Here is a 19,884-nt window from a genome sequence, read left to right on the forward strand (position 1 = left end):
AATTGTTTACTTTTAGGTTGAAGCTTTCGATTTAAACAGTGAACGTAATAATACGTACATGACCGGAATAAAAAACAGAACCAGCACAGTACCAAACATCACGCCACCTAAAATACTAATACCAATCTCTTGACGACTAACCGCACCAGCACCTTGAGCAAACACAAGTGGAATTACGCCTGCACCAAAGGCTAAAGAGGTCATTAGAATCGGTCTTAATCGTAAGCTCGCACCTTCTAAGGCTGCCTGAATGGCATTCTTACCTTTTTCTTGCGCTAAGGCCGCGAACTCAACAATTAAAATGGCGTTTTTACATGACAAACCAATAGTCGTTAATAGCGCAATTTGGAAATACACGTCATTTGGCAAACCAAAAATATAAGAGAAAATCACACTTCCTCCTACACCAAGCGGAATAGATGTCATTACGGCGGCGGGAATACTTAAGCTTTCATATAAAGCAGCTAAACATAAGAAAATAAATCCAGCCGAAATTAAATATAACCACACGGCCTGATTAGTCGACTTCTGTTCTTCAAAAGATAAACCTGTCCACGCTAAACCAATATCTTTTTGTTGGTTAACAAGTTGTTCTACATCTTTCATCGCTTGGCCAGAACTGCTGCCACTCGCAACATCTGCTTGTAGTTGTAAAGCACTATATCCCATATAGCGTTTTACAATTTCCGGCGCCCCGCCCCAGCTAAAGTTGGCAAATGAACTAAAGGGAACCATTTCATTTTGGTCATTACGTACAGACCAGTTATATAAATCTTCCGGTTTAGATCTAAACTCGGCATCACCTTGAATCATGACACGTTTAATACGGCCCCGATCAATAAAGTCATTTACATAAGTTCCGCCCCATGCGCTAGATAAAGTGTTATTAATTGCCGATAGCTGTAGTCCATTTGCTAGTGCCTGTTTCTGGTCAATCTTAATATTAAGATTTGCCTTACTATTGGTTGACTGCTTATCAAAGTTTTCGAAAGTTGAATAATTTTTACTTTGAGCCTGCAATTGGCGGAAGGTACTATCTAGAAAATCTTGCCCTTGCCCATTCAAATCCTGAATCCATAAATCCAGACCATCTGTTTGACCTAAGCCATTAACTGAGGCAGGTAAAGTCACATTAATCTGTGCATTATTAAAATGGCTAAAGTATTTCATGGCACGCTTTTGTATAGCCTCAGCCGAGTTTTCTTTTCCTGTTCGGACATCCCACGGTTTTAGAGCAATAAACCCTTGCGCCAAGTTTTGTCCTGTGCCCGAATAATTTCGTCCATAGCGGATTAAAACCAAATCTACATTTTTATCTTCTTGAGTTAAGAAATATTGGCGGACTTGCTCACCAATTTTCTGGCTTTGAGAAATTGGTGCGCTGTCTACGAGCTTAATTTGAACACTTAAAATTCCTTGGTCTTCTTTAGGAATAAAACCGCTTTTTAAACCGTTATAGAACAGCGTAAAAACGGCAATTAAAGCCACAAAAATCACAATAACTGATTTACTGTAATGAATACTCGTCTGAACAAGCTTGATATATTGATTTTTAAGTTGCTCAATCTTTTGGTTAAACCATACGGCCCAACGCTGAGGTTGAGGGTTTGGTTTTAAAATTAATGCACATAAAGCCGGTGTTAAAATGAGCGCAACAATAAGCGACAACGCCATAGCGGCAACTAAAGTAATAGAAAACTGACGGTAAATCACGCCAATTGAACCGCCTAAAAAGGACATTGGAATAAAAACAGCAGTTAAAACCAATGTAATTCCGACTAAGGCACCACTAATTTCCCCCATCGACTCAATAGCAGCTTCTTTAGGAGATAAGTGCTGTTCATGCATGAGCCGCTCAACGTTTTCCACGACTACGATCGCATCATCGACCAGCAAACCAATCGCGAGTACCAGCGCAAATAACGTTAAGGTGTTAATACTAAAACCAAGCACATATAAGACAGCGAAAGTTCCTAAAATCACAACTGGAACGGTAATACTCGGAATGAGCGTAGCACGCCAGCTTTGTAAGAACAGGAACATGACCAAAATAACCAGAATAATCGCCTCTACCAGAGTCTTTACTACTTCCTTAATTGACTCTTGAACAAAGGGCGTATTATCTCGTGGATAAACGATTTTATAACCCGCTGGTAGTTTCGTTGTAAGCTGATCTAGAGTTTGGTGGATGAGCTTAGAGGTCTGAATTGCATTTGCACCCGAAGATAAAGAAATACCCAAACCTGCGGCAGGATAGCCATTAATAGTGTTAAAAGACTGATAGTTTTCTGCACCTAGCTCAACTCTGGCAATATCTTTTAAATACACATAACTCGCCGTTTTATTCGACTTCACGACAATATTTTTAAAATCCTCAACTGTTTTTAAGCGAGAACCTGCTGTGACTTTTGTATTTAAATATTGACCGTCAATTACGGGTAAGTCACCAATTGCCCCTGCGGCGACCTGAGTATTTTGTGCGGTGATTGCATTCGCTACATCACTTGGCATTAAATTATATTGTTTTAATTTATCCGGATTTAACCAGATACGCATGGCATATTGTGAACCAAATACATCAGTTTCGCCCACCCCTTCAATACGGTTCAGGTTATCTACCACATGCGTAGTTAAATAGTCCGATAGCTCAATGTTTCCTGTTTTACCAGTCGAGTCATATAAGCCAATTACCATAAAAGTGTCACCCAGTGACTTACTTACCGTAACACCTTGGCGTTGAACTTCATCCGGTAAGCGACGTATTACGCCACTAATACTATTTTGTACTTGGACCTGAGCAGTATCCGGATTTGTTCCGTTATCAAAACTTATAGTGATTCGACTACGTCCAGATGAGTCACTTGATGAACTAAAATAGAGTAAGTGATCAATCCCTTGTATTTGCTGTTCTAAAATTTGAGTAACACTTTGCTCAACCGTTTGTGCATCTGCACCACTATAGTTGGCTGACACAGTAATTTTAGGTGGAGCAATGTCTGGATACCGTTCTACAGGCAAATTCATAACCGAAAAAATACCGAAAGCCATAACAATGATCGCCAATACATTGGCAAAAATGGGGCGTTGAATAAAAAATTTAGATAGCATGGCTGCTCGGTATGATGTCGTTAATTAACAGAAGTAAATGCCGCTTCGAGACCTTGTGATGATCAACGAGCGGTATAAAAAAGACAAGTAGAATTAAACAATAAATGTAATTAAGACAAAAACAAAGCGTGATTGAATATTTCCAACAAACCAATAAAAAACCAGTTAACGAGTGTCACTTAAAATTCATGAATTCTTCATGATCATGTCAAACAAAGCCCAGAAACTTGAGTCGTTTCAACTAAAACAATATGAGTAGAATTATGTTTAGAAAAGCACTTTTATGCTTAAGTTTAATTAGCTTGGTTGGTTGTAATGATGACGATAAAACTGAAACGACGCCAACCACGCCAGAATATCAACTTCCTAAAATTTTAGTAGTAGGACACCGTGGCGCTAGCGCTTTACGTCCTGAACATACTTTAGCTTCATATCAAAAAGCGATTGATGACGGCGCAGATTTCATTGAACCTGATCTAGTCTCTACAAAAGATGGCGTATTAGTTGCCCGCCATGAAAATGAGATTGGTGGAACAACCAATGTAAGCACTTTAAGTCAGTTTGCAGACCGTAAAAAAACAAAAAATATTGATGGCGTCGACTTAACCGGTTGGTTCACGGAAGACTTTACTTTAAGTGAATTGCAGCAACTTAAAGCGCGTGAACGTATTCCTGAGTTTCGACCAGCCAACACAGCGTATAATGACCTTTACCCTGTCCCAACTCTAGAACAAATCATTGAGCTTGCCGAAGCTAACTATAAAAAGACGGGGAAAATTATAGGCTTATATATTGAGACGAAACATCCGACTTATTTTAAAAATCAAAATCTGGCAATGGAAGATACTCTTCTAAAAACCTTAGCCAAATATAAATATACACGTGATATTGCACCTGTCTATTTACAGTCTTTTGAAGTTCAGAATCTAAAAGATTTAAAAAGGGAGCTTGACCTTCATAAGACGCTTAAACATGCACAAATTATTCAGCTATACGACTCAAAAACATCTCGACCAGCAGACTTCGTAGAGTCTGGTGACACTAAAACTTATGCTGATTTAGCCACAGCACAAGGGTTAAAAGATGTTGCCAAATATGCAAATGGTGTAGGACCAAGTAAAGGTTACATACTGACCTTTAATAATGATGGCTCATATAAAACTAGTACGTTTATTTCTGATGCACATACGGCTGGCTTAAAAGTACATCCTTATACTTTCCGACCAGAAAACAACTTCTTACCAGCGCCGTTAAAGTGCAGCCCAGATAAACCTGCTGAACGTTGTCCAACTGGTGCGTTAAAAGAGTTTGAAGCCTATTTCAAGGCAGGTGTTGATGGCGTCTTTACAGATGACCCAGCACTCGGTCGTGAAGCTGTCACTAATTTTGAAAAAGCTGCAAAATAACTCAATCTTCATAAAAAAACAGGGCAATGAATGCCCTGTTTTTTTATTTATCAAGACTGTTATTAAAATATAAAGGAATCCACTGATACTGCTCAGCATTCACTTTATACACATGACCAATTCCCGGGAACGGTAAATGCGGGGCAGCTACCCATTGTTGCTTATTTGAAATTTCAGCAAATATTTTTAAACGAGTATTAATTGCCTGCTCTGAATTTACATCAAAATCTACCCCAGTTTTTGGAGCATCAAACTGTAAAGAATGTGAGTGGACAATATCACCAACAAAGACAATTTGTTGCCCTTTACTCTTCAAACGGAAGCTATGATGTCCCGGTGTGTGCCCTTGTGTATTGATTACTTCAAAACCTTGAATAACATCACCATCTTTAAAGGTTTTGAATGCTTTTTTTGCTTGATAAGGTGCAAGTGCAGCTTTTACGTTTTTAACAGTACCTAAATAATTTTCTTTTTTATCCGCTGGTACAGTTTTTTCATTTGCTGGATTTAACCAATAATCTGCTTCACGTTCATGAGCATAGATCGTTGCATTAGGAAATACGGCTTTTCCATTTTGAACAATACCGCACACATGGTCTGGATGTAAGTGGGTCAATAAAACAGTTTTCACATTGGCAAGTTGATAGCCCGCTAATTCAAGATTTTTAGCAATTGAACCTAACTGTGGACCAAAACAACTCGCAGCTCCACTGTCAACAAGCGTCAAACTTTTACCATCATCAACTAAAAAGGCATTTACTGAAGTCTGAATCCCCTTCTCATTTACAGCAGCATATTTCGTTAAAATTTTAGTTTTTTCAGCCGGACTTAAATTTTTAAACAATTTAGGATCTAGATAAATAGTGCCATCGAGCAAGGAAGTTATCCGATAATTACCAAATTGATGATGGTAATATCCGGGTACTTGTTGAGCTGAAGCTGGTTCTGCATAGCTTATATGCAAGCTACCCATGATAAGTCCTAAGGCTACAAATAGTTTTTTCATCTCTTCTTCTCTATGGAGTTATAAAGTCAAAATCTTTAAAAAAGATTTAATATTTTTTTAAGGGCTGCACTATATAATGCATGAAAAGTGTCAAAAATATAAGTGAATGGATAGTTATTCTCCCTATAAAGGTAAAAGTGGCCTAAAGCGCATCTTGAACGCTACCAGTTATTCAATTTCAGGATTTAAAGCTGCTTATCAAAATGAAGCTGCATTTCGGCAAATTGTTTTAATTAATCTTGTACTCATCCCTGTCAGCTTTTTCCTGGATGTAACTCGCGGCGAACATGCTCTGATGATCATTGTCTGTTTATTTGCCATCATTGTTGAGCTCTTCAACTCTGCCATTGAAGCAGTGGTTGACCGAGTTTCACTCGAGAAACACCAACTTTCCAAAAATGCAAAAGATATGGGTAGTGCCGCTCAGTTTGTTGCACTTTCTATTATTGTTGCCACTTGGCTTATTATTTTATTTGGATAAAAAAAATCCATGCTTATAAATAGATAAGCATGGTTGTAACAAAAGAGGAACTTCTAGCTGCTGTTCCTGTTTTAATTTTAGGGTTCTGAACTTAACTTATCCTTAAAATTACTGGAAAAATAAAAAAATCCCTGCGAATGCAGGGATTTTTTTGGGTTAAAGCGTTGATGCGTTATTACATCATTCCGCCCATACCACCCATACCGCCCATATCTGGAGCAGCTGGTTTGTCTTCAGGAATGTCAGTAATCATACATTCTGTAGTTAACATTAAGCCAGCAACAGAAGCAGCGTGCTCAAGTGCAGAACGAGTTACTTTAGCTGGGTCAAGGATACCCATTTCTAACATATCACCATATTCGCCAGTTGCAGCGTTGTAACCGAAGTTACCTTCACCATTCTTAACAGCGTTGATAACTACAGATGGCTCATCACCAGCATTCGCAACGATTTGACGAAGTGGAGCTTCGATCGCACGGCGTAAAATGTTGATACCAGCTGTTTGATCTTCGTTAGCGCCTTTTAAACCTTCAAGAGCATTTACAGCGCGAACAAGAGCAACACCACCACCAGCAACAACACCTTCTTCAACTGCTGCACGAGTTGCGTGAAGTGCGTCGTCTACGCGGTCTTTCTTCTCTTTCATTTCAACTTCAGTTGCTGCACCGATTTTAATTACAGCAACACCGCCTGCTAACTTAGCAACACGTTCTTGTAATTTTTCACGGTCATATTCTGAAGTAGATTCTTCGATTTGAGCACGGATTTGTTGAACACGTTCAGCGATAGCAGCAGCATCACCAGCACCGTCAACAATAACTGTGTTTTCTTTAGAAACAGTAATTTTGTGCGCTGTACCTAAATCTTGAAGAGTTGCTTGTTCTAAAGACATACCAACTTCTTCAGAAATAACTGTTGCGCCAGTCAAGATCGCAATGTCTTGAAGCATTGCTTTACGACGGTCACCGAAACCAGGAGCTTTAACAGCACATACTTTGATGATACCGCGCATGTTGTTTACAACAAGAGTTGCAAGCGCTTCACCTTCAACATCTTCAGCGATGATAAGAAGTGGTTTACCAGTTTTAGCAACTGCTTCTAAAACAGAAATCAATTCACGAATGTTGCTGATTTTTTTATCAACAAGAAGGATGAACGGATTTTCAAGTTCAGCAGTTAAAGTATCTTGTTTGTTTGCAAAGTACGGAGAGATATAACCACGGTCAAACTGCATACCTTCTACAACGTCTAATGCGTCTTCGAAGCCAGAGCCTTCTTCTACAGTGATTACGCCTTCTTTACCTACTTTTTCCATTGCTTGAGCAATAAGTTTACCAACAGTAGTATCAGAGTTAGCAGAGATTGAACCTACTTGTTCAATTGCTTTGAAATCATCAGCTGGTTTAGCAATAGAACGGATATTTTCAACTACAGTTTTTACTGCAATGTCGATACCGCGTTTTAAATCCATTGGGTTCATACCAGCAGTTACTGATTTGATACCTTCATTTAAAATTGCTTGAGCAAGTACAGTTGCAGTTGTTGTACCGTCACCTGCGATGTCGTTAGTTTTGCTTGAAACTTCACGAACAAGTTGAGCACCCATGTTTTCAAACTTGTCTTTTAATGAAATTTCTTTTGCAACAGTTACACCGTCTTTAGTGATGTGCGGCGCGCCGAAAGAGCGGTCGATCACAACATTACGGCCTTTAGGACCTAAAGTCACTTTAACCGCATCTGCAAGTACGTTTACCCCTGCAATCATTTTTGAGCGAGCTGAATCACCAAATTTTACGTCTTTAGCTGACATATTAAACTCCGAATCTTTTTAAATACTGAATCTGATAATGAATTGAGTTATGGATCGATTAGCCTTCTAATACAGCTAAGATGTCTGACTCTTTCATGATTAAGAGTTCTTCACCATTTACTTTAACTGTTGTACCTGCATAAGTACCAAATAACACCTTGTCACCAACTTTAACATCCAAAGCACGTACGCCGTTATCAGTGATTTGACCATTGCCTACTGCAATTACTTCACCTTGAGATGGTTTTTCAGCAGCAGAACCTGGCAATAAAATACCGCCAGCAGTTTTGGTTTCTTCTTCTACGCGACGAATCACAACGCGATCATGTAATGGACGAATGTTGCTCATAATTAACTCCATCAGACTTAGTCTTTTTGATTAATCGTTATTGCTTTAATCCAGAGCAATAACAAAATATTTAGATGTCACTTTTGTGGGGATGAAAAAAATGGCTTCAAGGGGAAATAAGAAAAATTTTTCTCTTTTTTGAATATTTTTTAAACAATCAATTATTTAAGCTCATCTAAACCAAATCAATATGAAGTGAATTCAGCCAACTGTTCATTAAACCAATAATGTTGAATTTTCCCTTCATTTGAAATTGTATTAAAGCAATTTGGATTATGATGATATAAGCGAGTAGAAGTTGCTGTACCTGCATGTATATCAAAAATAGGATGATCTATTTTTAAAGAATAAATCTGAGTTAAATCATATATAGCTGTTTTATGGAGATGCCCATGTAACATTCCAAATAGACCAGTTGTACTCCACTTTTCTAAAGCGATTTTGCCTAGAACCGGACAATCTTTTATTCCATGCTTATTATCAGGCGGCGTATAAAAGGGTTGATGAAAAACAACTAGCTTTATTTTATTTTTAGGTCCCCTGTCTAAACGCTCATAAGTAGCTTGAATTTGTTCAATCGAAATATGCCCACGCGTATGATAACGACGACGTATACTATTCACCCCAACAATATAAAAATGTTCAGTTTCTAAAGTCGGCTCTAATTCACCAAAAAAATATCGATAACGGGTAAATGGAGAAAAAAAACGGTTCCAGACATGATACAAAGGTATATCGTGGTTACCAGGCACCACAAGATAAGGAATATTGAGGCTATCTAAATACTGTCGACATTTAAAAAATTGTTCATATTTGGCGCGTTGAGTAATATCGCCGCTCACAACAATCACTTCAGGCTGTTGCTGAATACAAAAATCTCTTATTGCCTCTAAACACTCTTTTTTTTCTGTCCCAAAGTGTAAATCAGACAGATGTAGTAACATTCGGCACCATAATATTTAAAGCATTTTTTTCTACAGTGAAATTTAAAGGAGGTTTCATCTCTATGATTTCTCCATCTAAGGCCACTGTGAGTTTGGTTTTCTTTGCACATTCAACAATGACATGATCAGCACAAAAACTATATACATCTTGTGCATCTTCAACTTTACCTTGAACCCATTGCCAAAGCATATTTAGTAAACTCAGCTTATCACTTTTTGTAATTACAACTCCAGCGACTCTTCCCTGTGCTGCACATTCTGCAATTCTGAGCTTCATATCACATAGTTGCAATTGGTTATTTCCAAAGAAAATAAGCGGCGCTTTAACTGGATATTTCTTGCCATCTACAGTTATAGAAAGCTTCATTGATTTATTTTCTCTCAATAAAACATCTAAAGCTGAGGTATAGGCATGTAAAGGCAGTCTTCCTAAATATTTATTGTAGAGTTCGCGTTTTTTGATAAAAAGAGGATATAAACCTAAACTGGCATTATTTAGATAAATATGATCATTAATAGCTGCTACATGTACTGACCTAGGTTTACCTGTTGCAATAACCTCTGCTGCCTCTAAAAGGTCTAACGGAATCTCTAAAACTTTAGCAACATAATTAAAAGTCCCTAAAGGCAGAATTCCCATGGGAATAGAAGTATTTTTAAGTTTAGTTGCAACCGCATTTAAAGTACCATCTCCTCCTGCCGCAACAACCACTCCTGTATTTTCATTTTGTGAATGTCGATGAATAACATTATTTATCAAATCATCAAATAATGTATTTTCATTTAATTCAAATACTTGTATTTCAAAACCATATTCTGTAAATACAGTCATGAGCTGCTCATAGACGTCTTCATGTTTTGAAGCATGAAATCCTGATTTTTCGTTATAGATGATTGAAAGAGGTTTCAAAGGCCGCATTTTATTATCGTAAAGTCAGTTCTTTATTCTATTTTGTATATAAAATCGCCTATTAAAAGTCTCTTTATGTAAATTTTGAATGAGCTTCATTTGTATAATCAATAATAATTCTCAAAAAAATTTTTCAAGACTAATTCATTGATTTTAAACAAAATAATTTAGATAAATAACATACATATAACATAAAAATATAAAAGCAAAAACCTTATAAAAACATATAAACATATGATTTTCATTAAAAAATAAAGAAAACTCCAAATATCTGCTAGTTAGTCTTTAGTCTTATTTTTTTTATGATTTTATGCTTTAATACAGCCACTTTTTTATTTGATCTTTCATTGTATCCCAATGAATGACTTGTACGTTGTACATATTTTGAATAGGCCTCACCATGACCACAGTGAACGCACCAGAATTCGTTCGTCATCCTAAGCTTATAGCATGGGTTGAAGAAATTGCAAACTTAACCAAACCAGCAAAAATCGAATGGTGTGACGGAAGCGAAGAAGAGTATCAACGTCTAATCGACTTGATGATCGCTAACGGCACCATGCAGAAATTAAACCAAGAAAAACATCCTGGTTCTTATCTTGCAAATTCTGACCCATCTGACGTTGCGCGTGTTGAAGATCGTACTTACATCTGCTCTCAAAATAAAGAAGATGCTGGTGCGACAAACAACTGGGAAGATCCAGCTGTTATGCGTGAAAAATTAAATGGTTTATTTGAAGGTTCAATGAAAGGCCGTACCATGTACGTTGTTCCTTTCTCTATGGGTCCTTTAGGTAGCCATATTGCTCACATTGGTATCGAATTAACTGACTCTCCTTATGTAGCTGTTAGCATGCGCAAAATGGCACGTATGGGTAAAGCAGTTTATGACGTATTAGGTACAGATGGCGAGTTTGTTCCTTGCGTACATACAGTAGGTGCTCCACTTGCTGAAGGTCAAAAAGATGTTGCTTGGCCTTGTAACCCAGAGAAATATATCGTTCATTACCCAGAAACTCGCGAAATCTGGTCTTTCGGTTCTGGTTACGGCGGTAACGCGTTACTTGGTAAAAAATGTTTAGCTCTTCGTATCGCTTCTGTCATGGGACGCGAACAAGGTTGGTTAGCTGAACACATGCTTATTCTTGGTGTAACTAACCCTCAAGGTGAAAAACACTACATCGCTGCTGCATTCCCGTCTGCTTGTGGTAAAACAAACTTTGCAATGTTAATTCCACCAGCAGGTTATGAAGGTTGGAAAATCGAAACTGTAGGTGACGATATTGCTTGGATTAAACCAGGTGAAGATGGTCGCTTATATGCGATTAACCCTGAAGCTGGTTTCTTCGGTGTAGCACCTGGTACAAATACCAAAACTAACCCGAACTGTATGGCAACTCTTCACAAAGACGTTATCTATACAAACGTAGCAGTAACTGACGATGGTCAAGTATGGTGGGAAGGTCTTTCTAAAGAAGTTCCAGCAAACTTAACTAACTGGAAAGGTCAACCTCACGTAAACGGCGAAAAAGCAGCACATCCAAATGCTCGTTTCACTGTTGCAGCAGGTCAATGTCCATCTATCGATGCTGATTGGGAAAACCCAGCAGGTGTTCCAATTTCTGCATTCATCTTCGGTGGTCGTCGTGCAGATACAGTACCTTTAGTTTCTGAAGCTTTCGACTGGGTTGACGGTGTATATAAAGCGGCAACTATGGGTTCTGAAACTACTGCTGCTGCTGTTGGTCAACAAGGTATTGTTCGCCGTGACCCATTCGCGATGCTTCCATTTGCTGGCTATAACATGGCTGACTACTTTGACCACTGGTTAAACCTTGGTGCGAAAGTAAGTGAAAAAGCTGAAGCTTCTGGCAACAAATTACCAAAAATCTTCAACGTAAACTGGTTCCGTCGTGATGCTGAAGGCAACTTCGTATGGCCTGGTTTCGGTCAAAACATGCGTGTTCTTGAGTGGATCATTGACCGTTGTGAAGGTCGTGCGAACGCTGTTGAAACACCTATCGGTTTTGTTCCAACATATGAAGACTTGAATTGGGAAGGTACTGAGTTCACTAAAGAACAATTTGACCTCATCACAAATCAAGATAAAGACCAGTGGGTTACTGAAATTGAAAGCCACACTGAGTTATTCAATAAACTCGGCGAACGCTTACCTAAGGCATTAAAAGAACGTCAAGCAGCTTTACTTGAAGCTGTAAAAACTGGCTTCTAATTGCTCTATATAAAAAAGGTCGCCATGTGCGACCTTTTTTATTATGCGGCATCATCTTTTAATCGACGTTCTGATAAATAAGCTTCTAAAACTTTTACCTGTTTTTCATCAAATGCCAAACCTAATTTAGATCTGCGCCAAAGTATATCTTCTGCTGTGTGAGCCCATTCATATTCACACAAATATCTGACTTCACACTCAAACAAATCATGGCCAAAATGTTGACCCAATTGTTCTATAGCATTTCGCTCTTTAAGCATATTCCACACTCTTGTGCCATATGCATGAGCCCAACGGTTGGCAAGTGAGTCAGAAATTCCACTTACACGTGTTTTAATCTGATTGATTAAATCCTCTAGGGTTATCCAGTTTTCGGCGCCAGGTAATGCTTCATCTGCAGTCCACTCCTCTGCCATGTCATTAAAAAACGGAGCCAGATGCTCTAAAGCAGCCTCGGCTAACTTTCGGTAAGTTGTAATCTTGCCCCCAAACACTGAGAGCAATGGTGTGGTTTTATCTTCTGCCTGTAGAGCCAAAGTATAATCGCGTGTAATTGCAGATGGATTATCCGACTCATCATCACATAAAGCACGCACCCCCGAGTACTGACTTACAATATCAGCTCGCGTCAACTGCTTTTTAAAATGTGAATTTGTCACTGTCAAAAGGTAATCGATTTCTACATCAGTAATCTCTACTTTTTGTGGGTCACCTGTGTATTCCTGGTCTGTTGTACCAATGAGGGTATATTTTTCTAAATAAGGAATTGCAAAAACGATCCGTCGATCTTCGTTTTGCATAATAAAGGCCTTATGGCAGTCATATAATTTTGGCACAACAATATGACTTCCTTGTATAAGCCTAATTTGATAAGGTGAACTTAAACTTATGTTTTTACTAATAATTTCTTCAACCCAAGGTCCCGCCGCATTTACAATAGCTTTCGCACGTATCTGATAAAACTCAGCTCCGCTTTGTAACTCCAGATGCCACAATTCCTGTTGTCTATAAGCCTTAACACAACGTGTACGTGTAACAACTTTTGCCCCTTTCTCTTTAGCTTGTAGTGCATTTAACACCACAAGACGCGCATCATCTACAGTACAGTCAGAATATTCAAAACCACGTGTTATCGCGGGTTTTAAAGGGCTGTCTTCTTTGAAATAAATGAGATTTGATCCTAATAATTTTTCTCGTTTTCCCAAATGATCATAAAAAAATAGACCTGCTCGAATTAGCCATGCAGGGCGTAAATGGGGTCGATGAGGCATGATAAAACGCATTGGTTTAATAATATGTGGCGCTTTAGCTAGCAATACTTCACGCTCTGCTAATGCTTCTCTGACCAGCCTGAATTCTTTATGTTCTAAATAACGTAGGCCGCCATGAATTAATTTGCTGCTAGCAGATGAGGTATGGCTGGCTAAATCATCTTTTTCACATAAAAATACCGATAATCCGCGCCCTGCTGCATCATTGGCAATACCAACACCATTAATACCGCCACCAATTACGGCAAGATCATATATTTTTGAACAATCATTAGGTTGTACTTTCATTTCTCATGTTCTTTTTATTGTTGATCTTATAAAAATTAAAACATCAAATTGATGAAACAACAATCAAAAAAGTAGAATAATCAATTTTGCATCCTCTAGCATTTAACTATCCATTGACTACCCTACTGTTGAATTCAACTAGTTAAGAAAAAGTTCAATCCTCTGCCCAATTTTGACTACGCTTAACTGCTTTTAGCCAACCTTTATAAATGAGTTCAGCTTGTTCAGAAGGCATTTTCGGTTCAAATACTTTTTCTATGGCAGATTTATTTCTTAACTCATGAAGATCTTGCCAAAAACCAGTGGCCAACCCTGCCAGGAAAGCTGCACCCAATGCTGTAGTTTCTTTCATTATTGGACGCTCTACCGGTGTCGTTAAAATATCGGCCTGAAATTGCATCAAGAAATTATTTTCCGTTACTCCTCCATCAACACGGAGTGTACGAAGCTCTTCTTCTGCATCTTGTTGCATGGCATCTAAAACATCTCGAGTTTGAAAGGCTATAGACTCTAGAGTTGCGCGGATAATATGTTCAATACTAGCCCCACGTGTCAGACCAAAAATTGCGCCGCGTGCTGTCGGGTCCCAATATGGTGCTCCTAATCCGGTAAAAGCAGGTACTACATATACACCATTATTATCCTTTACACGTGTTGCATAAAGCTCGGAATCCTTAGCATTCTTAATAACCTTTAATTCATCACGTAACCACTGTACGCAAGAACCACCGTTAAATACGGCACCCTCTAAAGCATAGTTCACCTCACCACTCGCACCACAGGCAATAGTTGTGAGTAATCCATGCTCTGAACGGACAATCTTTTTACCCGTATTCATGAGTAGAAAACAGCCGGTACCGTAGGTATTTTTAGCCTGTCCCGACTCAACACACATTTGACCAAAAAGCGCAGCCTGCTGATCACCCGCGATTCCGGCAATTGGGATCCCTACTTCTTGTCCACTAATGGTATGTGTATATCCATAAACCTCAGATGAACTACGAACCTCCGGCAACATTGCTCTAGGAATGTCTAAAGCTTGTAAAAGCTTTTCATCCCACTCAAGCTTTTCGATATCAAACAGCATGGTTCGAGATGCATTGGTAAAATCAGTGACATGGACGGCCCCATTAGTTAGTTTCCAAATGAGCCAAGTGTCCACCGTACCGAATAATAACTCTCCCCGCTCAGCACGCTCACGGCTGCCTTCAACATGATCCAAAATCCATTTAATTTTTGTGGCCGAGAAATATGGATCAATGACTAAACCGGTGGTCTTACGGATATATTCTTGCCAACCTGCTTTATACAATTGATTGCATATTTCGGTTGTTTGTCGGCTTTGCCAAACAATCGCATTGTAAATAGGTCTTCCTGTTTTTTTGTCCCAGACAATGGTGGTTTCCCGCTGGTTTGTAATTCCAATTGCCGCAACTTGTTCACTCTTGATGCCAGCTTGAGCCAATGCTTCGACCCATACAGCACTTTGAGTTGCCCAAATTTCCATAGGATCATGCTCAACCCAACCTGGCTGAGGGTAAATCTGGGTAAATTCTCTTTGAGCAATACTGACAACGTTCGCATCATGATCTAAAACAATTGCTCTTGAGCTTGTTGTTCCCTGATCAAAAGCGACAATATATTTTTTCGGGCAATTTGACATCTGAATGTCCCTTTCATTTTCCACACACATCTAGCCCATAATGCAAAAACATCATGCCTAACTGTATTTATTTAAAATTTTCTTTGGAATATATCATTATTTTTAAGTGGCATAGGCTTTCTTCGTCCAAACATTACCCATTCTTTATCAATTTTTTACTGCATGGAAAAAAGTAATAAGAAAAATATTGAAATTAGAAGATAAAAATATGCTGATCGGCTAATTTGAAATCACATAAATATTCAACTTATTCCTTTGCTTAAATAATAAACATTGTTTTACAGACATAAAAAAAATAAAGTGAAATACTCCTGTAGATAATATGTAAAAACGGAATAAATCTTCTCTTTTTTAGCATTCAACCCAAGCGAAACATGGAGCGAATCATGGTTGATCAACCTTCTACCGCAACAACTCCACATTCTAATTTAGATACAAAAACCCGTCTAAAATCAATTTTGGGCGGTTCTGCCGGTAACCTTGTCGAATGGTACGACTGGTATGTATATGCCGCATTTACGCTCTATTTTGCTCATGCATTTTTCCCAAAAGGAAGTCAAACCGCTCAACTTCTTCAAGCTGCAGCTATTTTTGCAGTGGGTTTCCTTATGCGTCCCATTGGCGCATGGATTATGGGGATCTATTCTGACCGTAAAGGACGTAAAGCGGGCCTTACACTTTCCGTTACTTTAATGTGTATCGGTTCGCTACTGATTGCTGTTACACCCTCCTACGAAAGTATTGGTGTATTTGCTCCATTGCTTTTGGTTATTGCACGTTTAATTCAAGGCTTAAGTGTAGGCGGTGAATATGGCGCAAGTGCAACGTATTTAAGTGAAATGGCAGAAAAAGATCGTCGTGGTTTTTTCTCAAGCTTTCAATATGTCACTTTAATTGCAGGACAGCTTACAGCTTTATGCGTACTACTCATCTTGCAAATGATACTCACCGAAGAACAACTGCATGACTGGGGATGGCGTGTTCCGTTTTTTATCGGAGCCCTTTTAGCTATTGTAGTGTTCCGTATTCGTCGTGGCTTATTGGAAACTCAATCCTTTAAAAACGCTCAAGCAGAAACAGATCAGCCGAAATCAGGAATGTTTGCTTTATTTAAACATTATCCTAAAGAGGCCTTCACCGTATTATTCCTAACTGCTGGTGGTACTTTAGCTTTTTATACTTACACCACCTATTTACAGAAATATTTAGTGAATACTTCTGGTTTTACCAAGCCTGAGGCTACTCAAATTACCACTTTAGCCTTATTCATCTTTATGTGCTTACAGCCATTGGCAGGTGCCTTATCAGATCGGATTGGCCGTAAACCGCTTATGATCGCCTTCGGGGTCACAGGTGTTTTATTCACTTATATTTTGTTTGATACACTTGCAAACACGCATAACTACTGGACTGCTTTCTGGCTATGTTTAGGTGGACTGGTTATGGTAACCGGCTACACATCAATTAATGCTGTAGTGAAGGCTGAACTTTTCCCTGCACATATTCGAGCTTTAGGTGTCGCATTACCTTATGCAATTGCGAATACTTTATTTGGTGGTACAGCCGAGTTTTTCGCATTAAGTTTTAAAGAAGCCGGGCACGAATCATGGTTCTTTATTTACGTCAGTATCATGATTTTCATTTCATTGCTGATTTATATCTTCATGAAAGACACCAAGCATCATTCAAAAATTAAAGAACATTAAAATTCTTCAATTAGAGCTAATATCATAAGTGAATGTTAGCTCTAACTTAGTGAATAAGCTCCAACAACGTTTCTATTTTATGAGATACTTCATATAAGAAAATAAGGACGATACTGATGAATAAAAGTATTCTATGTTTGGCATTAAGTAGTATGTTCATTTTAACTGCCTGTCAGACTACGCCTCGACAATATAATGGTTCAACTGGCTACCAGATTGAAAACCAAACAAAAACTTCAGCGACTTTAGCTTACACTTTAGCTGGTCGTAGTAACCAGCAACTTGATGAGCGTAAATTGCAACGTGCTTGTCAAAATGTGTTAGGTGCTCAGAAAGTTTATAAATTATCAATTTTAAGCGTCAATGAAATTCCTAATCCAGCTAAAGACGAGCATTACGGAATTCAACTAGGTGAAACCCGCGCTTCTTTTGGCTTATCAAATACACCTAGCTTAAATAATGGTGAAGATTATGCGACACGCCAAGCACTTGAAGCGCGCCCAAGTACATTAAAAGTCGTTCGTTATACTTGTTCATAACATAAAAAAAGACGCTGTTCTCTTACAGCGTCTTATAAAAACTTACATTTCTAAATTCTTTCGCTTCATCCAGATCTGGCCAAGTTGTTGCACTTCTTTCTTCAATTTTTTCATATTTTGGATGACTAAAGTTTTTAACACGGCTATCTGCTACCCATACTTCTGGTGCAAATTTTAAAAATTCATCTAAGAAAAAGCGATTACATTGGTCATATAACACATCGGCAGCAAGTAAAATATCGACTTGTTCAGCCTTATATAAATCATCCAAATATTCGAGTTCTACATCATTAAGTAAAGCATTTTCACGACAAGCATTTAAACTGACCTGATCAATATCACAGCAGATTACGCGTTTTGCTCCTGCCATTTTTGCAGCAATTGCCACTACACCAGAACCTGCTCCGAAATCTAACACCACTTTATCTTTAACATGGTGCGGCTCTGCAAGTATCCACTGAGCCATCGCCAAGCCTGATGCCCAACAGAAAATCCAATACGGCGTGTCATTCCAGATACGGCGAATAACTTCGTCATCCAATCGATCAGTTGGAAAAACAGGTGGAATCAACCATAAAGAAATTGGAGTTTCTGGCAACTGTTGTGCCATTAATTCACAATGAGGAATGACTTCATGTAAGGCTTGAAGTAAATGTTCAGGGGCTTTGGACAGTTGAAAGGTGCAGCTCATAAATAAGCTCAACAATTTATAATTACTATTTGATCATCTGCATCGCGAGCAAGACTAAAACAGTAGCTTAAAGCATGATAGTGGCTAGTTACTAAAAATACGTTAGTTCAATTCCACTGCTTTAATTAGTGCAACCGTTTTGGTCTTGCGTAGCATTCGCTACTCATCCCGAAAGAAAAGTAACATACGAGCTCCTAACATTTGCGTTAAACGGTAGGATGCCGCCGTGAATAAATTAAATTAACCTAAAGCTTTTTCAGCAGCTTCTACAGTTTGACGAATCAAAGTTGTAATGGTCATTGGACCAACACCACCCGGTACAGGTGTATAAGCAGAAGCAATTTCTTCAATACCTTGTAATTGAATATCGCCTACACCGCCGCCATCACGTGGATGGAAACCAGCGTCTACAACAACTGCACCTTGTTTAATCCAATCTTTTTGAATAAGTTCAGCTTTACCTACAGCACCAACAATAATGTCAGCTTGTTTCACAAACTCAGGTAAGTTTTGTGTACGTGAATGACAAATCGTTACTGTCGCATTTGCTTGCAACAACATCATTGCCATTGGTTTACCTAAAATTGCTGAACGACCAACTACAACCGCGTGTTTGCCAGCAATTTCGATATTGTTTTCTTTAAGAATCGTCATAATGCCAGCAGGAGTCGCTGAACCATATGCAGCTTCACCCATTGCCATACGGCCAAAACCAAGGCAAGTTACGCCGTCTACATCTTTTGCTAAAGAGATCGCATCAAAACATGCGCGCTCATCAATTTGCTCAGGAACTGGATGCTGTAAAAGAATACCGTGAACATCTGGATTGGCATTAAGCTTTTCAATTTCAGCTAATAATTGTTCTGTTGTGGTTTCTTGTGGTAATTCGATTTTTAATGAATCCATACCTACTCGGCGGCAGGCATTCCCTTTCATACGTACATAAGTTGCAGAAGCACCATCATCCCCAACCAAAATAGTCGCTAAAATTGGGGTACGACCTGTTTTCGCTTTTAAAGTTTCAACACGTACCAACAAATTTTCTTCAATTTGCTTTGCTAATGCACGACCGTCTAAAACCAATGCCACAGCACATCTCCAAGGTAGACATGAATTTAATGTGCCAATAATACATGATAATTTCGACAATTTTATTCTAGATGTTGTTTTTATGTGCATCTTCGCTCAAAACAGTATTGTTTTTTTTGTAAAGGTTGCTAATATGTGCATCACCAAATGCAGGCGGGGTGGCAGAGTGGTCATGCAGCGGACTGCAACTCCGTGGACGCCGGTTCGATTCCGACCTCCGCCTCCAAATTTGGTAAAGCCCGGGTGGTGAAATAGGTAGACACAGGGGATTTAAAATCCCCCGCCCTCAAAGCGTGCCGGTTCGAGTCCGGCCCCGGGCACCATCTTCAAGTACTGAATATGGTGTCATAAAGAATCCAGCGTAAGCTGGTTTTTTTATGCCTAAAAAAA

At 38.8% G+C, this 19,884-nt stretch carries 15 protein-coding genes and 2 tRNA genes; 7 read left to right on the top strand and 10 right to left on the bottom strand.

Features of this window, described 5'->3' with window-relative positions:
- Positions 1-12: 12 nt before the first annotated feature.
- Positions 13-3,108: a multidrug efflux RND transporter permease subunit gene (locus EGS71_RS08530; RefSeq protein ID WP_000949247.1), complete on the bottom strand. Its 3,096-nt coding sequence runs from the start codon at positions 3,106-3,108 to the stop codon at positions 13-15.
- 263 nt (positions 3,109-3,371) lie between these two features.
- On the opposite strand from EGS71_RS08530, the gene EGS71_RS08535 reads away from it, so the two are divergent.
- Positions 3,372-4,514 (top strand): glycerophosphodiester phosphodiesterase, encoded by a 1,143-nt coding sequence (locus tag EGS71_RS08535; RefSeq protein WP_000488511.1) that lies wholly within the window; start codon positions 3,372-3,374, stop codon positions 4,512-4,514.
- Between the two features lie 43 nt (positions 4,515-4,557).
- Here the strand turns inward: EGS71_RS08535 and EGS71_RS08540 are convergent, their stop codons facing one another.
- Complete coding sequence (locus EGS71_RS08540; protein WP_000732904.1) at positions 4,558-5,520, bottom strand: MBL fold metallo-hydrolase; 963 nt, start codon at positions 5,518-5,520, stop codon at positions 4,558-4,560.
- A 106-nt stretch (positions 5,521-5,626) separates the two neighbouring features.
- Here EGS71_RS08540 and EGS71_RS08545 point away from each other — a divergent pair, with 106 nt between their 5' ends.
- Complete coding sequence (locus EGS71_RS08545) at positions 5,627-6,001, top strand: diacylglycerol kinase (RefSeq protein ID WP_000379022.1); 375 nt, start codon at positions 5,627-5,629, stop codon at positions 5,999-6,001.
- A 175-nt stretch (positions 6,002-6,176) separates the two neighbouring features.
- On the opposite strand, the gene groL is transcribed toward EGS71_RS08545, so the two are convergent.
- From groL to EGS71_RS08565, 4 genes are all read right to left on the bottom strand, one after another.
- Positions 6,177-7,811 carry a chaperonin GroEL gene (groL, locus tag EGS71_RS08550; protein ID WP_001274623.1) on the bottom strand — a complete coding sequence of 545 codons (1,635 nt, stop codon included), beginning with the start codon at positions 7,809-7,811 and terminating at the stop codon, positions 6,177-6,179.
- Between the two features lie 58 nt (positions 7,812-7,869).
- Positions 7,870-8,160 (bottom strand): co-chaperone GroES, encoded by a 291-nt coding sequence (locus EGS71_RS08555; RefSeq protein WP_000065579.1) that lies wholly within the window; start codon positions 8,158-8,160, stop codon positions 7,870-7,872.
- A 185-nt stretch (positions 8,161-8,345) separates the two neighbouring features.
- Positions 8,346-9,104: a metallophosphoesterase family protein gene (locus EGS71_RS08560; RefSeq protein ID WP_000924307.1), complete on the bottom strand. Its 759-nt coding sequence runs from the start codon at positions 9,102-9,104 to the stop codon at positions 8,346-8,348.
- The gene (locus EGS71_RS08565) at positions 9,085-10,023 is read right to left on the bottom strand and encodes a diacylglycerol/lipid kinase family protein (RefSeq protein ID WP_001247645.1); all 939 of its coding nucleotides are present in this window, start codon (positions 10,021-10,023) and stop codon (positions 9,085-9,087) included. The genes EGS71_RS08560 and EGS71_RS08565 overlap by 20 nt, the downstream gene beginning before the upstream one ends.
- Before the next feature lie 391 nt (positions 10,024-10,414).
- Here EGS71_RS08565 and EGS71_RS08570 point away from each other — a divergent pair, with 391 nt between their 5' ends.
- The gene (locus tag EGS71_RS08570; protein ID WP_000214355.1) at positions 10,415-12,247 is read left to right on the top strand and encodes a phosphoenolpyruvate carboxykinase (GTP); all 1,833 of its coding nucleotides are present in this window, start codon (positions 10,415-10,417) and stop codon (positions 12,245-12,247) included.
- A 41-nt stretch (positions 12,248-12,288) separates the two neighbouring features.
- On the opposite strand, the gene glpD is transcribed toward EGS71_RS08570, so the two are convergent.
- Both glpD and glpK read right to left on the bottom strand, forming a co-directional pair.
- Entirely contained in the window at positions 12,289-13,806 is a 1,518-nt protein-coding gene (glpD, locus tag EGS71_RS08575) for a glycerol-3-phosphate dehydrogenase (RefSeq protein WP_000868045.1), read from the bottom strand.
- Between the two features lie 154 nt (positions 13,807-13,960).
- Positions 13,961-15,469, bottom strand: a complete 1,509-nt coding sequence (gene glpK, locus EGS71_RS08580; protein ID WP_000063780.1) for a glycerol kinase GlpK — start codon at positions 15,467-15,469, stop codon at positions 13,961-13,963.
- Positions 15,470-15,843: 374 nt separating this feature from the next.
- Between glpK and EGS71_RS08585 the strand changes: the two genes are divergently transcribed.
- On the top strand, positions 15,844-17,175 hold the full coding sequence (locus EGS71_RS08585; RefSeq protein ID WP_001984607.1) for an MFS transporter: 1,332 nt from the start codon (positions 15,844-15,846) through the stop codon (positions 17,173-17,175).
- 116 nt (positions 17,176-17,291) lie between these two features.
- Positions 17,292-17,714 carry a hypothetical protein gene (locus tag EGS71_RS08590; RefSeq protein ID WP_001043189.1) on the top strand — a complete coding sequence of 141 codons (423 nt, stop codon included), beginning with the start codon at positions 17,292-17,294 and terminating at the stop codon, positions 17,712-17,714.
- A gap of 22 nt (positions 17,715-17,736) precedes the next feature.
- Here the strand turns inward: EGS71_RS08590 and EGS71_RS08595 are convergent, their stop codons facing one another.
- Positions 17,737-18,405, bottom strand: a complete 669-nt coding sequence (locus EGS71_RS08595) for a class I SAM-dependent methyltransferase (protein ID WP_001278006.1) — start codon at positions 18,403-18,405, stop codon at positions 17,737-17,739.
- A gap of 240 nt (positions 18,406-18,645) precedes the next feature.
- Positions 18,646-19,494, bottom strand: coding sequence for a bifunctional methylenetetrahydrofolate dehydrogenase/methenyltetrahydrofolate cyclohydrolase FolD (folD, locus tag EGS71_RS08600; protein ID WP_001229854.1), 849 nt, complete (start codon positions 19,492-19,494; stop codon positions 18,646-18,648).
- A 152-nt stretch (positions 19,495-19,646) separates the two neighbouring features.
- Here folD and EGS71_RS08605 point away from each other — a divergent pair.
- Positions 19,647-19,720, top strand: a tRNA-Cys gene (locus tag EGS71_RS08605).
- A gap of 11 nt (positions 19,721-19,731) precedes the next feature.
- A tRNA-Leu gene (locus tag EGS71_RS08610) sits at positions 19,732-19,817 on the top strand.
- Positions 19,818-19,884: the final 67 nt, after the last annotated feature.

The organism is Acinetobacter sp. FDAARGOS_559 (genome assembly GCF_003940475.1).
In the GTDB taxonomy this organism is placed as follows: domain Bacteria; phylum Pseudomonadota; class Gammaproteobacteria; order Pseudomonadales; family Moraxellaceae; genus Acinetobacter; species Acinetobacter baumannii.

What these genes read in the sequence shown, in the direction of transcription:
- EGS71_RS08530 (WP_000949247.1), bottom strand. Translation starts at nt 3,108, where the DNA reads ATGCTATCTAAATTTTTTATTCAACGCCCCATTTTTGCCAATGTATTG.
- EGS71_RS08535 (WP_000488511.1), top strand. Translation starts at nt 3,372, where the DNA reads ATGTTTAGAAAAGCACTTTTATGCTTAAGTTTAATTAGCTTGGTTGGT.
- EGS71_RS08540 (WP_000732904.1), bottom strand. Translation starts at nt 5,520, where the DNA reads ATGAAAAAACTATTTGTAGCCTTAGGACTTATCATGGGTAGCTTGCAT.
- EGS71_RS08545 (WP_000379022.1), top strand. Translation starts at nt 5,627, where the DNA reads ATGGATAGTTATTCTCCCTATAAAGGTAAAAGTGGCCTAAAGCGCATC.
- groL (WP_001274623.1), bottom strand. Translation starts at nt 7,811, where the DNA reads ATGTCAGCTAAAGACGTAAAATTTGGTGATTCAGCTCGCTCAAAAATG.
- EGS71_RS08555 (WP_000065579.1), bottom strand. Translation starts at nt 8,160, where the DNA reads ATGAGCAACATTCGTCCATTACATGATCGCGTTGTGATTCGTCGCGTA.
- EGS71_RS08560 (WP_000924307.1), bottom strand. Translation starts at nt 9,104, where the DNA reads ATGTTACTACATCTGTCTGATTTACACTTTGGGACAGAAAAAAAAGAG.
- EGS71_RS08565 (WP_001247645.1), bottom strand. Translation starts at nt 10,023, where the DNA reads ATGCGGCCTTTGAAACCTCTTTCAATCATCTATAACGAAAAATCAGGA.
- EGS71_RS08570 (WP_000214355.1), top strand. Translation starts at nt 10,415, where the DNA reads ATGACCACAGTGAACGCACCAGAATTCGTTCGTCATCCTAAGCTTATA.
- glpD (WP_000868045.1), bottom strand. Translation starts at nt 13,806, where the DNA reads ATGAAAGTACAACCTAATGATTGTTCAAAAATATATGATCTTGCCGTA.
- glpK (WP_000063780.1), bottom strand. Translation starts at nt 15,469, where the DNA reads ATGTCAAATTGCCCGAAAAAATATATTGTCGCTTTTGATCAGGGAACA.
- EGS71_RS08585 (WP_001984607.1), top strand. Translation starts at nt 15,844, where the DNA reads ATGGAGCGAATCATGGTTGATCAACCTTCTACCGCAACAACTCCACAT.
- EGS71_RS08590 (WP_001043189.1), top strand. Translation starts at nt 17,292, where the DNA reads ATGAATAAAAGTATTCTATGTTTGGCATTAAGTAGTATGTTCATTTTA.
- EGS71_RS08595 (WP_001278006.1), bottom strand. Translation starts at nt 18,405, where the DNA reads ATGAGCTGCACCTTTCAACTGTCCAAAGCCCCTGAACATTTACTTCAA.